The 12,562-nt window shown below is 72.7% G+C and carries 12 protein-coding genes, 1 tRNA gene and 1 riboswitch; of the genes, 4 read left to right on the forward strand and 9 right to left on the reverse strand.

Annotated elements, in window-relative coordinates; translation table 11 throughout:
• Position 1: 1 nt before the first annotated feature.
• Together AB4Y78_RS12095 and AB4Y78_RS12100 are read right to left on the reverse strand one after the other, a co-directional pair.
• Positions 2 to 742: an SDR family NAD(P)-dependent oxidoreductase gene (locus AB4Y78_RS12095; RefSeq protein WP_441713900.1), complete on the reverse strand. Its 741-nt coding sequence runs from the start codon at positions 740 to 742 to the stop codon at positions 2 to 4.
• Entirely contained in the window at positions 739 to 1,464 is a 726-nt protein-coding gene (locus tag AB4Y78_RS12100) for a hypothetical protein (protein WP_441713901.1), read from the reverse strand. The genes AB4Y78_RS12095 and AB4Y78_RS12100 overlap by 4 nt, the downstream gene beginning before the upstream one ends.
• Before the next feature lie 42 nt (positions 1,465 to 1,506).
• Here AB4Y78_RS12100 and AB4Y78_RS12105 point away from each other — a divergent pair, with 42 nt between their 5' ends.
• The 3 genes from AB4Y78_RS12105 (at position 1,507) to AB4Y78_RS12115 (ending at position 4,625) form a co-directional block, all read left to right on the forward strand.
• On the forward strand, positions 1,507 to 2,703 hold the full coding sequence (locus AB4Y78_RS12105) for an MFS transporter (protein ID WP_441713902.1): 1,197 nt from the start codon (positions 1,507 to 1,509) through the stop codon (positions 2,701 to 2,703).
• A 43-nt stretch (positions 2,704 to 2,746) separates the two neighbouring features.
• Positions 2,747 to 3,457 carry a metal-dependent transcriptional regulator gene (locus AB4Y78_RS12110; RefSeq protein ID WP_128277262.1) on the forward strand — a complete coding sequence of 237 codons (711 nt, stop codon included), beginning with the start codon at positions 2,747 to 2,749 and terminating at the stop codon, positions 3,455 to 3,457.
• Positions 3,458 to 3,570: 113 nt separating this feature from the next.
• A riboswitch (cyclic di-AMP (ydaO/yuaA leader) is annotated at positions 3,571 to 3,750 on the forward strand.
• 2 nt (positions 3,751 to 3,752) lie between these two features.
• On the forward strand, positions 3,753 to 4,625 hold the full coding sequence (locus tag AB4Y78_RS12115; RefSeq protein ID WP_441713903.1) for a C40 family peptidase: 873 nt from the start codon (positions 3,753 to 3,755) through the stop codon (positions 4,623 to 4,625).
• 67 nt (positions 4,626 to 4,692) lie between these two features.
• Here the strand turns inward: AB4Y78_RS12115 and mnhG are convergent, their stop codons facing one another.
• The 7 genes from mnhG to AB4Y78_RS12150 form a co-directional block, all read right to left on the reverse strand.
• Positions 4,693 to 5,070 carry a monovalent cation/H(+) antiporter subunit G gene (gene mnhG, locus AB4Y78_RS12120; RefSeq protein WP_007926665.1) on the reverse strand — a complete coding sequence of 126 codons (378 nt, stop codon included), beginning with the start codon at positions 5,068 to 5,070 and terminating at the stop codon, positions 4,693 to 4,695.
• A complete protein-coding gene (locus AB4Y78_RS12125; protein ID WP_007926667.1) occupies positions 5,067 to 5,333 on the reverse strand; it encodes a monovalent cation/H+ antiporter complex subunit F in 267 nt (88 codons plus the stop codon). The genes mnhG and AB4Y78_RS12125 overlap by 4 nt, the downstream gene beginning before the upstream one ends.
• Positions 5,330 to 5,893 (reverse strand): Na+/H+ antiporter subunit E, encoded by a 564-nt coding sequence (locus tag AB4Y78_RS12130; protein WP_441713904.1) that lies wholly within the window; start codon positions 5,891 to 5,893, stop codon positions 5,330 to 5,332. The genes AB4Y78_RS12125 and AB4Y78_RS12130 overlap by 4 nt, the downstream gene beginning before the upstream one ends.
• A complete protein-coding gene (locus AB4Y78_RS12135) occupies positions 5,890 to 7,521 on the reverse strand; it encodes a Na+/H+ antiporter subunit D (protein ID WP_306512574.1) in 1,632 nt (543 codons plus the stop codon). Before AB4Y78_RS12135 ends, AB4Y78_RS12130 begins: the two co-directional genes overlap by 4 nt.
• Positions 7,518 to 7,961 carry a Na(+)/H(+) antiporter subunit C gene (locus AB4Y78_RS12140; protein WP_007926673.1) on the reverse strand — a complete coding sequence of 148 codons (444 nt, stop codon included), beginning with the start codon at positions 7,959 to 7,961 and terminating at the stop codon, positions 7,518 to 7,520. The genes AB4Y78_RS12135 and AB4Y78_RS12140 overlap by 4 nt, the downstream gene beginning before the upstream one ends.
• Entirely contained in the window at positions 7,958 to 10,777 is a 2,820-nt protein-coding gene (locus AB4Y78_RS12145) for a Na+/H+ antiporter subunit A (RefSeq protein ID WP_441737166.1), read from the reverse strand. The genes AB4Y78_RS12140 and AB4Y78_RS12145 overlap by 4 nt, the downstream gene beginning before the upstream one ends.
• Before the next feature lie 422 nt (positions 10,778 to 11,199).
• A tRNA-Arg gene (locus tag AB4Y78_RS12150) sits at positions 11,200 to 11,271 on the reverse strand.
• A 54-nt stretch (positions 11,272 to 11,325) separates the two neighbouring features.
• On the opposite strand from AB4Y78_RS12150, the gene AB4Y78_RS12155 reads away from it, so the two are divergent.
• On the forward strand, positions 11,326 to 12,552 hold the full coding sequence (locus AB4Y78_RS12155; RefSeq protein WP_441713906.1) for an MFS transporter: 1,227 nt from the start codon (positions 11,326 to 11,328) through the stop codon (positions 12,550 to 12,552).
• The last annotated feature ends 10 nt before the right edge of the window (positions 12,553 to 12,562 follow it).

Genomic DNA, 12,562 nt, shown 5'->3' on the forward strand with positions numbered 1-12,562 from the left:
GTCAGCTCTCCCGGTGGACCTTGTGCTGGGCGGCCTGCGCGCGGGGCTTGATGACGAGCAGGTCGACGTTGACGTGCGGGGGGCGGGTGGCCATCCACGTGATCGCGTCGGCGACGTCCTCGGCGACGAGGGGCTCTGCGACGCCGGCGTATACCTGCTCCGCGCGCTCGCGGTCACCCTTGAAGCGGGTGAGCGAGAAGCCCTCGGTGTGCACCATCCCCGGCGCGATCTCGGTGACGCGCACCGGCTGGTCGACGAGCTCCAGGCGCATCGTCTCCGTCATCGTCGCGAGCGCGTGCTTGGCCGCGGTGTAGCCGGCGCCGCCCTCGTAGGAGACCCGGCCGGCCGTCGAGCCGACGTTGACGATGACCCCCTCCGCAGCGACGAGCGAAGGGAGCAGCGCCTGCACCACGCGCAGGGTGCCGATGACGTTGACCTCGTACATGGCTCGCCAGTCCTCGATGTCGGCGGTGGCCACCGGGTCGAGGCCGAAGGCGCCGCCCGCATTGTTGACGAGCACGTCGAGGCGGTCGCCGATCTCGGCGGCCAACGCCGCGACGGAGGCCGCGTCCGTGACGTCGCAGGTGACGGCGCGCCCGTCGATCTCGGTGGCGAGGTCGGTGATGCGGTCGGTGCGGCGGGCCGCGCAGACCACCTCGTGGCCGGCCGCGGCGAGTGCACGCGCGGTGGCGGCCCCGATGCCGGAGCTGGCGCCGGTGACGAGGGCGAGCGGGCGGCTCATCGGGCCACCACGATCCAGGTGGCGGCGGCGCTCGCGAGCACCCGCTCGCCGTCGAGCAGGGCGGTGCCGCTGTGGCGCTTGCGGCCCTCGCGCCCGATCTCCCACGCGACGACGACGAGCTCGCGGCCCACGGGCACGTCGGCGTGGACGGTGGCGGTGAGGGTGCCGAGCAGCAGGGCCTCCTCGCCGAAGCCCACGGCGAAGGCGCCCGGGCAGTCCAGCGCTGCGAGCACCGGCGGCAGGCCCTCCTCGGTCAGGGTCACGGGCGCGGCGAGGACGTCGTCGCGGCCGGCGACCGGCCCGACGAAGACGCGCAGGCCCCCTTCGGCCTCGGGCCCGCAGACGTAGCAGCCGGGGAAGGGGTGGTCGCTCGCGTCGACGCCGGCCGCCGCGGTCCGGGCCGCCTCGAGGTCGACCGGTGCGGGGACCGTCAGGTCGGGGGCGGTCGTGCGGCGGGCCGTGCCGAGCAGTGTGTCGCCGTCGAGCAGGTGCACCGCGAGCTCGGCGCCGTCGGCGACCGTGCCGTCGACCTCCCACCGCAGCGGACGCCCGAGCGGCGTCGGCGCGCTCAGGCGGACCGTCGCCGACGTCAGGTCCCCCTCCGCGGGGACGAGGTCGTCGAGGCGCTCGGTGAGCAGCCCGCACACCCAGCCGCCGTTGCCGGTGCCCGGTGGGCCAGCGCGCAGGGGGGACACGGTCGTCGTCTCGGCTGTGGTGTGCACCACCCCAACCTAGCGACGAGCCGGCAGGAGAGGATGAGGGGGATGAGTACGCGCGAGACCTTCGGTTGGAGGCGCATCGCCGTACCCGCCTTCGGGCCGACCTTCCTCTCCGCCGCCGCGACCGGCGCCGTCATCCCGGTCGCTGCGCTGCGGGCCGACGAGCTCGGCGCGAGCCTCGGCACCGCCGCCTTCGTCGTCGCCCTCACCGGGGTCGGGCAGCTCGTCGGGGTCCTGCCCGCCGGGGCCCTCGTCGCCCGCATCGGCGAGCGCGCGACCCTCGTCCGCGCTGGCCTGCTCGACGTCGCGGCGCTCGCCGTCGCGGGGTGGGCGCCCTCGCTGTGGCTCATGGGCGTCGCGCTGCTCGTCAGCGGGCTCGCCTCCTCCGCCTTCTTCCTCGCCCGGCAGGGCTTCATGATCGACGTCCTGCCGCGGCAGCTCCTCGCCCGTGGCATGTCCCTGCTCGGTGGGTCGATGCGGGCCGGGCTGCTCCTCGGGCCGGTCGTCGGGTCGCTGGCCATCGCCCCCTTCGGCCTGCAGGGGGCCTACGGGCTGGCCGTGCTCCTCGCCGCCGGCTCCGTGCTGACCGTCCTCACCGCACCCGACCTCACCGGTGAGCACGAGCGGGCCCGCGCGCAGGAGCCGCACACCGGGGTCTTCCGGGTCATCCGGCGGCACGCGCGCCTGCTGCTCACCCAGGGCCTGGGCGTCACGGTGATCTCGGCGCTGCGCTCCGCCCGGCTGGCGATCCTGCCGCTGTGGGCGCTGCACATCGGCCTCGACGGCGTCGACTCCTCGCAGATCTTCGCCGTCGCCGGTCTCGCGGAGCTCGTCCTCGTCTACCCCGGTGGCTGGGTCATGGACCGGCTCGGTCGGATGTGGGTCGTCGGGGCGCTGCTGGGCGTCGTCTCGCTCTCCTTCGTCGCCCTGCCCCTCGCCGACACGAAGGGGGAGCTGCTCGCCGTCGCGCTCGCCATGGCCCTGGGCAACGGGCTGGGGTCGGGCATCGTCATGACCCTCGGCGCGGACGCCGCGCCGAGCCGCGACCGGGCCCAGTTCCTCGGCGCCTGGCGGCTCACCGGCGAGGTGGGGCACGCCGGCGGCTCGCTCGGCCTGAGCGCCGTCACCACCCTCGTCTCGCTGCCCGCCGCCGCCGTGGCGCTCGGGGCCCTCGGCCTCGCGGGGCTGGCCTGGACGAGCCTGTGGATCCCACGCGCCGACCGGGAGCGCTCCGCGGCCTGACGCGGCGGCCCGCGGCGCCGCCGGGCAGGGCATGATGGGGCTCGTGAAGGACCTCATCGACACCACCGAGATGTACCTCCGCACGATCTTCGAGCTCGAGGAGGAAAACATCCCGCCGATGCGCGCCCGCATCGCCGAGCGGCTCGGCCACTCCGGCCCGACCGTCTCGCAGACCGTGGCGCGCATGGAGCGTGATGGCCTCGTCAGCCTCGGCGAGGACCGGCGGCTCGTCCTCTCCGACGAGGGGCGGCTGCTCGCCACGCGGGTGATGCGCAAGCACCGCCTCGCCGAGCGGTTGCTCGCCGACGTCATCGGTCTCGAGTGGGAGCACGTGCACGACGAGGCCTGCCGGTGGGAGCACGTGATGAGCGAGCGCGTCGAGCGCAAGATCCTCGCGATGCTGCCCGAGCACCGAGAGTCGCCCTACGGGACCCCGATCCCCGGCCTCGACGAGCTGCTCTCGGACGAGGAGGCGAGCATCGACTACCTCGAGGGTCTGCAGAGCCTCGTCCAGGTCGCGCAGGGCAAGCCCACGGGGCAGTACCGCGTGCGCCGCATCGGCGAGCCGGCCCAGGTCGACCACGAGGCGCTGGAGCTGCTCACCGAGGCGCGGCTGCGCCCCGGTGAGGTCGTCGATGTCACCCCCGAGGGCGACCGCGTCATCGTCGCGCGGGTCGGTGCCCAGCCGGGCGACGCGGTGTCGCTGCCCAAGGACGTCGCCGAGCACGTCTTCGTCGAGCTGGTCGCTCCGTGACCTCTCGTGACCTCGGCGTGACATTGCCGTGATCTGCGGGTACGGTCTGATGGTCCGCTCCCCCTGGGCGGACCCGTCACGCGGACGCTGAGTCCTGTCACCGCACCCGACGGATCTGCACGACACCGCATGACAGGAGCGGGGGACCCACGTTTTGCGGGGCATCGAGGATGCTCCTCGGGGTGAAGTCCTGGGACGCAGCGGACCGCTAGGTCGGTCCGGTGTCGCAGGGCCGGGCCAGACCTCTGGCTCGAACCCGACAGCTGACCCCGTAGGCGGGATAGAGGTCATCACCTTGTCTCACAACGTCGGGCGCCACCGCGCCGCCGGTCGCTACAACCCCGTGTCCGAGCTCGGCCAGATCGTCAGCCAGGCGGGCACGCCCCTCGCCAAGGGCTCGGCCGTCATCGCCGCCTCCGGTGGTCTGATCGCCGCGATCGCCATCCCCGCCCAGGCCGCCGACTCGGCCGCCGAGGTCGACGCCGCCCCGGTCCAGACCGCCTCCGCCCCGGCCGCTCCCGCCGCCGCGGTCACCGCGCCCGCCACGACGACGTCGTCGAAGGCGACCGACGCCGCCTTCGGCAAGATCGAGGTCGAGCCCGTCGCCAAGCCGACCGGCCCGACCCCGGCCCAGCTGCGGGCCCGCGCCGAGCGCGAGCAGGCCCGCCAGGAGGCCGCCGCCGAGCGTCAGCGCGAGCAGGAGCAGGAGCAGGCCGCCCGCGAGGAGCAGGCCAGCGAGCGCACCGAGTCCACCTCGCCGAGCCGCTCGCAGGAGCGTCAGGCCCCGGCCCCGGCCCCGGCCAAGAGCGAGCCCGCCCCCGCCGCGGCCTCCTCCGCGAGCTCCGACGTCATCTCCATCGCCAAGCAGTACATCGGCGTCCCCTACGTCTATGGCGGGTCCACCCCCTCCGGTTTCGACTGCTCGGGCTTCACCCAGTACGTCTTCGCCAAGGCGGGCAAGTCGCTGCCGCGCGTCACGACGGCCCAGCAGGCCGCCGCGACCCCCGTGTCCAACCCGCAGCCGGGTGACCTCGTCTTCTTCGGCTCGCCCTCGTGGCACGTCGGCATCTATGTCGGCGACGGCATGATGATCGACGCACCGCGCACTGGCAAGTCGATCTCGATCCGTCCGATCTTCGACGGCGTCTCCGGGTACGGCCGCGTCTGAGTCAGGCCCACCCCATGACGAAGGGGGCGGAGGGAGATCATCTCCCTCCGCCCCCTTCGTCGTGCGGTCAGGCCTCGTCGCCGGTGGCCTGCTGCTCCGTCATGCGGCGGTAGTCCTCGCCGAGCTCGTCGTGGTGGAGCAGGTCGTCCTCGGAGGCGCCGGTGCGGTAGCTGGCGCGGCCGAGCATGTGGGCTGTCACCGGGGCGGTGAGGGCCTGGGCGCCGACGACGATGAAGAGCGTGGCGACCGAGGCCCAGGTGCGCACGTTGAGAGCCAGGCCCACGAGGATGAGCAGCAGGCCGAGGGTCTGCGGCTTGGTCGCCGCGTGCATGCGGCCGAAGATGTCGGGCAGCCGGGCCAGACCGATCGCGCCGACGAGGGCGATCGTCGAGCCGAGGAGCAGGCTGATGCCCCCGGCGAGGTCACAGATCTCCTGCCAGCTCATGCGTCGTCCTGCTTGCGGGCCATGAAGCGGGCGACGGACACCGAGCCGACGAAGCCGGTGAGGCTGAAGACCACCATGATCGGCAGCGGCCCGGGGTCGTCCGTGCGCAGGATCTGCGTGGCGATGATGCCCGTGACGATGACGATGAGGACGTCGAGGCTGAGCGCCCGGTCGAGGTTGGTCGGGCCGAGCGCGACGCGCACCAGCACGAGCGCGGCGGCGCAGATGAGCATGCCGAGGGCGATGGCCAGGATGATGCTCATGCCTCCTCCTCGGAGCAGAGGGTGATCTCCTCGCGGGTGCCGATGGCCCGCACGACGCGGGTCTCGACGGCGAGGACGTCCCGGCGCAGCTCTTCGAGCTCCTGGGGGGTCGTGACGTGGAAGCCGTGGACGTAGAGGATGCCCGCGCGGCGTCGGGCCTCGACGACGATCGAGCCCGGCACGAGGGAGACGAGGGCCGAGACGATCGTCATGTAGAACTCCGACCGGGTGCGCAGCTGGACGGCGACGATCGACCCGCCTTGCGCGGGGCGCGGGCTGAGGGTGGCGGCGGCGACCTGGACGGCGGCCTGCACGAGGTCGACGAGGAAGCGCGCGATGAGCTGGACGAGCGGCCACGGGTGGATCCGGCCGAAGTACTGGACCGACGGCAGCGGGAAGATCTGGGTGACGACGGCGCCGATGATCAGCCCGTTGACGACGTTGCCGAGGGTGACCCGGTCCCACAGGAGGACCCAGACGATGGCGAGGGCGATGATCGCGCGGGGCTGCCAGCCGCCGCGCCGGGTGGCAGCGGCCGTGCTCGTGTCGGCGTCCTTCACGGCCCCTCCTGCGGTAGGACGGCCTTGACGTAGCCGTCACGGGTGATCATCTGCTGGGCCGCGGCGTCGGTGTAGGCGAAGAGGGGCCCGGCGAAGAGCGAGAGGCCGAGGCTGAAGACGACGACGGCGCTCGCGGCGCCGAGCATCAGCGGGGGCATCGGCCGCTCGACGGGCTGAGCGGGCGGCGGTGGAGCGATGGGGGTGGAGGGGCGCTGCGCGGCGACGACGGCCCCGATGGCGTCGCTCAGCCGGCCGAAGGACGGGGTGAGGGTCGGCAAGGCGAAGGCGCGGTCGCTCTCGTCCTCGGCGCGCGGGCGCCAGAAGGCGTGGCTCCACGTCTTGGCGACCGCGTAGAGGGTGAGCAGGGAGGTGACGACCGACCCGACGACGAGTGTCCACGCGACGGCGCTGCCGTCCTCGGCTCCGGCTTGGAGCAGCCCCACCTTGCCGACGAAGCCGGAGAAGGGCGGGATGCCGGCGAGGTTCATCGCGGGGACGAAGAAGAGGATGGCCAGGACCGGGGAGGTCGCGGCGAGGCCACCGAGCCGGTCGATGACCGTCGAGCCGCCGACCCGCTCGATGAGCCCGGTGATGAGGAAGAGCGCGGTCTGCACGGTGATGTGGTGGGCGATGTAGAAGATCGCCGACGAGAGGCCGAGCTCGCTCGCCAGGCCGATGCCGAAGAGCATGTAGCCGATGTGGCTGACGAGCGTGAAGGAGAGCATCCGCTTGATGCCCGGCTGCGCCACGGCTCCGAGGATGCCGACGAGCATCGTCAGCAGTCCCGCGATCATGATCAGGTGGTGCAGCGGTGAGTCGGGGAAGAGCAGGAACTGGGTGCGCACGATGGCGTAGACGCCGACCTTGGTGAGCAGCCCGGCGAAGACCGCGGAGACGGGCACGGGCGCCGACGGGTAGCTGTCGGGCAGCCACGCGGACATCGGGAAGACGGCCGCCTTGATCCCGAAGACCGTGAGCAGCATGAGCTGCAGGGCGAGGCTCACCGTGGGGTCGATGTCGGGCAGGCGGAGGGAGAGCTGCGCCAGGTTGACCGTGCCGGCCGCCGCGTAGGTCGCCGCGATGGCCGCGAGGAAGAGGAAGGAGGAGACCATCGAGACGATGACATAGGTCGTCCCGGCCCGGATGCGCGCGCCGCTGCCACCGAGGGTGAGCAGGACGAAGGAGGCGAAGAGCAGCATCTCGAAGCTGACGAAGAGGTTGAAGAGATCACCGGCGAGGAAGGCATTGGAGACGCCGGCCGACAGCACGAGATAGGTGGGGAAGTAGATCGCGAGGGGGGAGTCATCGTCACCGTCGGCGACGCCCTGCCCGATGGCGAAGACGAGGACGACGAGGATGACGAAGCTGCTCACGAGGAGCATGAGCGCCGAGAGCCGGTCGGCGACGAGGGCGATGCCGAGGGGCTCGCTCCACGCGCCGAGCCACAGGGCGATCGGGCCCTCCTCGTGGGTGCGGTACATGAGGGTGACGGCGACGGCGAGGCTCGCGGCGAGCACGCCGAGGCTGATCGCGACCTGGGTGCGCCGGTGGCGCCGGGCGACGAGGGTGAGCGCTGCTCCGAGCAGGGGGAGCAGGACCGGCAGCGGCAGGAGGTTGGCGGAGCTCATGCGGTGGCGTCCTCCTCGTCTGCCTCGGTCGTGGACTGGGTGTCGGGGTCGTAGGTGCTCGAGACCTCGTCGCGCTCGGCGAGCCGCTTGATCAGCTCGTCCTCGGCGTCGTCGGGGACGTCGTCGCTGCCGGTGATCCGCCACTGGCGGTAGGCGAGGGAGAGGACGAAGGCGACGGAGGCCAGGGCGATGACGATCGCGGTGAGCACCATGGCCTGGGGGAGCGGGTCGCTCATCTCCTCGGCCGGTCTCGAGCCGACGAAGGGGGCGCCCTTGGCCGGTCCGGAGACGACGAGATAGAGCGTGGCGACGCCGTTGCTCGCGAGGACGATGCCGAGCAGCAGCCGGGTCAGGGCCCGCTCGAGGAGCAGGTAGACACCGGTGGCGATGAGGAAGCCGGCGACGACGACGAGGCTGAGGTTGGGCGCGATGGCGGTCATGCGGTCACCTCGTCCTCTTCGGCCTGCTTGTCGATGCCGGCGCCGAGCGAGCGGACGACGTCAAGGGCGAGCCCGATGACGATGAGGTACACGCCGATGTCGAAGGCGAGCGCGGAGACGATCTTGACGTGGCCCCAGATCGGCAGGTCGACCTCGAGGACGGCGGACTGCAGGACGGTGCCGCCGAAGGCGAGGGGGGCGAGGGCGGACACCGCGGAGATGGCCAACCCGGCGCCGAGGACGAGACCGGCACTCACCGGGGCGGCACGGTCGAGCTCGGCGCGGCCACCGGCGAGGTAGCGCACGAGCAGGGCGAGGCCGAGGACGAGGCCGCCGGCGAATCCGCCGCCGACTTGGTTGTGGCCGGCGAAGAGCAGGTAGAGGGAGAGCAGGATCATCACGTGGAAGACGAGCCGGGTGGCCGTCTCGAGGATGACCGAGCGGCGCTCGCGCACCACTGAGGCCATGACCGCGCCCTGGTTGCGGCGGCGGGTCCACGAGCGCTCGACGTCCTGGGTGCGGACGAAGACGAGGCTGGCGATGCCGGTGGCGGCGGCGACGAGCACGGAGATCTCGCCGAGGGTGTCCCAGGCGCGGATGTCGACGAGCGTCACGTTGACGACATTGCGGCCGTGACCGAAGTCGTAGGCCTCCTGCGGGAAGGCCGTGGAGATCGGCTCGTGCACTCGTGCATTGGCCGCGACCACGGTGAGCGTCGAGATCGCCAGACCGATGGAGCCGGCGAGGGCGAGCCGCCAGGAGCGACGCCACGAGCGGCGGGCGGAGCGCGGGCGGCGGCGGAAGGACTCGGGCAGCTTGCGCAGGACGAGCACGAAGAGGACGAGGCTGAAGGTCTCGACGAGTACCTGGGTCAGCGCCAGGTCGGGTGCGCCGTGGAGCAGGAAGAGCAGCGCGAGGCCGTAGCCCGTGGTCCCGACGAACATCACCGACTGCAGGCGGTTGCGGGCGCGCACGGCGAGGACGGCGCCGGCGATGACGAGGGCGGCGACGACGGCCTGGGCGACGGTGTCCCACAGGCGCACCTGCGCGCCGGGCAGGGCGGTTGCGGCGACGACCCCGGGCAGGGCGATGACGACGAGGAAGATCGCGGCGAGGTAGGTGGGCAGCGAGCCGCCCTGGGAGAGGGCGGTGACCTCGACGGCGAAGCGGTCGAGAGCCTTCATGAAGCGCTGGTAGACGCGCTCGCCGTCGGCGACGTCGGGCAGGCGCGCCTGCAGCCGAGCGAAGGGGGCCCGCAGCGCGAAGAGCGTCAGGCCGCCGGCGATGGCGACGGCGGACAGCCCGAGGGCGGGGGTCAGGCCGTGCCACAGCGCGAGGTGCTCGGGCTCCTCACCCGGCAGCGAGGCGGTGTAGGGGTGGAAGAGCTCGGTGAGCGGGTCGCCGAGGAAGCCGGCCGCGACGGTGGCGGCGGCGAGCAGCACCGGGGCGATGAGCAGGGGGCGCGGTGCGTCGAAGGGGGTGGGCCGCGGGGCGGCGCTGGTCTCCCCCTTCGTCATGAAGGCACCCCAGACGAAGCGGGCGGAGTAGGCCACGGTGAGCACCGATCCCGCGACGATGCCGGCGACGGTGAGCCAGCCGGTCGCCGTCGACAGCGGGCCGTGGGCGGACTCGATGGCGGCGGTGAGCGCCGACTCCTTGGCGACGAAGCCGACGAGCGGCGGCAGGCCGGCCATCGAGGCGGCCGAGATCGTCGCGACGACGGCGAGCACCGGGGCGGTGCGGCCGATGCCGTGGAGCTGGGTGAGGTCGCGGGTGCCCGTGCCCTTGTCGATGATGCCGACGGTGAAGAAGAGCACGGACTTGAAGAGGGCGTGCGAGAGGACGAGGCCGAGCGCGGCGAGGGCGGCGGCCTTGGAGCCGATGCCGGAGAGCACGGTCATGAAGCCGAGCTGGCTCACCGTGCCGTAGGCGAGCAGAAGCTTGATGTCGTCCTGCCGCAGCGCCCGCCAGCCGCCGACGATCATCGTCCACAGGCCGAGGACGACGAGCACGGGGCGCCAGCCGGGCACGTCGGCGAAGGCTGGCTCGAGGAGGAGGACGAGGTAGATGCCGGCCTTGACCATCGACGCGGCGTGGAGGTACGCGCTCACCGGGGTGGGTGCGGCCATGGCGCCGGGCAGCCAGAAGTGGAAGGGGATCTGCGCGGACTTGGTGAGCGCGCCTGCGAGGACGAGCAGGGCAGCGACGGTCGTCAGGGCGCCGACCGGCGGCGGCGATACGAGCATCTCGCTGATGGTGTAGCTCGACGTCTGGCCGATGATCACGGTGCCGACGAGCATCGCCAGGCCACCGAAGGTCGTGACGAGCAGGGCCTGCATCGCCGAGCGCCGGTTGGCCGAGCGCACCGGATTGTGCCCGATGAGGGTGTAGGAGAAGACCGTCGTCAGCTCCCAGAAGACGTAGAGCGCGAGCAGGTTGTCGGCGAGGACGAGCCCGAGCATGGCGCCCGCGAAGGCCGTGAAGACCCCGGTGAAGCGCCACAGGCTGGGGTCGTCGGGCTTGAAGTACCAGGCGCAGTAGACGAGCGCGAGAGCGCCGACGCCGCTCACGAGCAGGCCGAGGAGCCACTGGAGGGTGCCGAGGCGCAGGGAGAAGTCCATGCCGAGCTGGGGGACCCAGCGGATCTGCTCGACGAGGGTGTGGCCCTCGGTGACGGTGCCTGACTGGGCGAGGAGCCAGACGAAGGTGGCCGCGGGGACGAGGGCCAGGACGAGGAAGGACCGGCGGTGGAGGCTCTTGGCCAGTCCGGGCGCAATTGCTGCCGCCGCGAAGTGGGCAAGCAGCAGCAGGGTCACGAAGGCCTCTCGACGAGTCCGGGGACGGGCTCCTAGTTTAACGGCAGGTGACCGCGCCGCCGGTGCCGGGGGCACGCGCGGCAGGTGCCCGGCTCGGCAGGTTCCCGAAGGAATCTCCTGCCACCCTCTTGACGCCCTCGAACAGGGCTTCGAGAGGGCGTCTGCGGCGGTGCAGGCGAGGGCGACGGCGTGTTGTGTCGAAGGGCGTGATGCGCGGGTGGCCGAGATGGGGGCCGCACGCGTCGAGGATCAGTGCGCCCCGGCGTCGCCTGGCATCGTTGATGTCACCTGGCGGGCTTGCTGTCACCTGGTTGCCCGGAGAAGGGGGACCGGGTGACATCAACGCCGCCGGGCGCCTGAGGAGCGGGCGAGTTGACCCGGACGAGGGCCCGCACGGTGGCGAAAACCCCGGAATCTAGGGGCGCCCCCGGCTGGATTCGAACCAGCGACACCTTCTTTAGGAGAGAAGTGCTCTTCCCCTGAGCTACGGAGGCCCGGCGCGGTGCGGGACCACGCCGAGGGACAGGGTACGCGTCATACTCCCTTCGGTGACCACCCAGGCGCTGCAGCGGCGCACCATCGCCACCCTGGCGGGCTCGCAGATCATCGGTGGGGTCGGGGTGAGCGCCGGCGCCGCGGTCGGGGCCCTCCTCGCGGCCGATGTCTCCGGCAGCGAGGCCTGGGCAGGTCTGGGCGGCACCGCGCAGACCCTGGGCGGTGCGCTCGCCGCCATCGTCGTCGCCCGGGTCATGGCGACGCAGGGGAGACGCCCCGGCCTCGTCCTCGGGTACGCCCTCGCTGTCGGCGGCGCACTGCTCATCGTGGGCGCGGCGGCGATCGGGTCCTTCCCGCTGCTCATCACCGGCTTCCTGCTCTTCGGCGGTGCGACGGCGGCCAACTCGCAGGCGAGGTTCGCCGCGACCGATCTCGCGGACGAGGACCACCGCGGCCGGCACCTGTCGATCGTCGTCTGGGCGACGACCGTCGGCGCCGTCGCCGGCCCCAACCTCACCGGTCCGGGACGGTGGGTGGCGGAGCGGCTGCACCTGCCCGTGCTCGTCGGGCCCTACGTCCTCTCGCTCGTGGCGGTGCTCCTCGCCGGCCTCGTCCTCCTGGTCGCGCTGCGCCCCGACCCGCTGCTCACCGCCCGCGAGCTGCACGTCGACCACGACGAACCCGGCCCCGGGGAGCCGCCCACCCGCGGCTGGGCCGTCATCCGATCCCACCCCGACGCCCTGACCGGGGTGCTCGCCATGGCACTCGGGCACACCGTCATGGTCTCGGTGATGATCATGACCCCGCTGCACATGCGGCACGGCCACGCGACCCTTGAGGTGATCGGGCTCGTCATCTCGCTGCACGTCGTCGGCATGTACGCTCTGTCGCCCGTCGCCGGCTGGGCCGTCGACCGGTGGGGTGGCCGGGCCGTCATCGGGCTGGGCGCCGCGATCCTCTTCACCGCCAGCGTCCTCGCGGCCACCTCACCCGAGGGCCACTCCGCGGTGCTGACCCTCGCGCTCGTGCTCCTCGGCCTCGGCTGGTCGTGCACCCTCATCGCCGGGTCGACCCTGCTGACGGGGGCGATCCCCCTTCGCCAGCGGCCTGCGGCGCAGGGCCTCGCCGACGTGGCCATGGGGCTGGCCGGGGGCGGAGGCGGCGCGCTCGCGGGAGTCGTCGTCGGCTGGTGGGGCTACCCCGCCCTCGCCCTCCTCGCGGGCGGCGCGGCGCTGCTCGTCGGCCTGCTGGTCCCGCTCGGACGCGGTCGCAATTGTTAGCGTTGGGGCC

Source organism: Janibacter sp. RAF52, assembly GCF_052114035.1.
Classification (GTDB): domain Bacteria; phylum Actinomycetota; class Actinomycetes; order Actinomycetales; family Dermatophilaceae; genus Janibacter; species Janibacter hoylei.

What these genes read in the sequence shown, in the direction of transcription:
- mnhG (WP_007926665.1), bottom strand. Translation starts at nt 5,070, where the DNA reads ATGAGCTGGCAGGAGATCTGTGACCTCGCCGGGGGCATCAGCCTGCTC.
- AB4Y78_RS12105 (WP_441713902.1), top strand. Translation starts at nt 1,507, where the DNA reads ATGAGTACGCGCGAGACCTTCGGTTGGAGGCGCATCGCCGTACCCGCC.
- AB4Y78_RS12135 (WP_306512574.1), bottom strand. Translation starts at nt 7,521, where the DNA reads ATGAGCTCCGCCAACCTCCTGCCGCTGCCGGTCCTGCTCCCCCTGCTC.
- AB4Y78_RS12140 (WP_007926673.1), bottom strand. Translation starts at nt 7,961, where the DNA reads ATGACCGCCATCGCGCCCAACCTCAGCCTCGTCGTCGTCGCCGGCTTC.
- AB4Y78_RS12095 (WP_441713900.1), bottom strand. Translation starts at nt 742, where the DNA reads ATGAGCCGCCCGCTCGCCCTCGTCACCGGCGCCAGCTCCGGCATCGGG.
- AB4Y78_RS12125 (WP_007926667.1), bottom strand. Translation starts at nt 5,333, where the DNA reads ATGAGCATCATCCTGGCCATCGCCCTCGGCATGCTCATCTGCGCCGCC.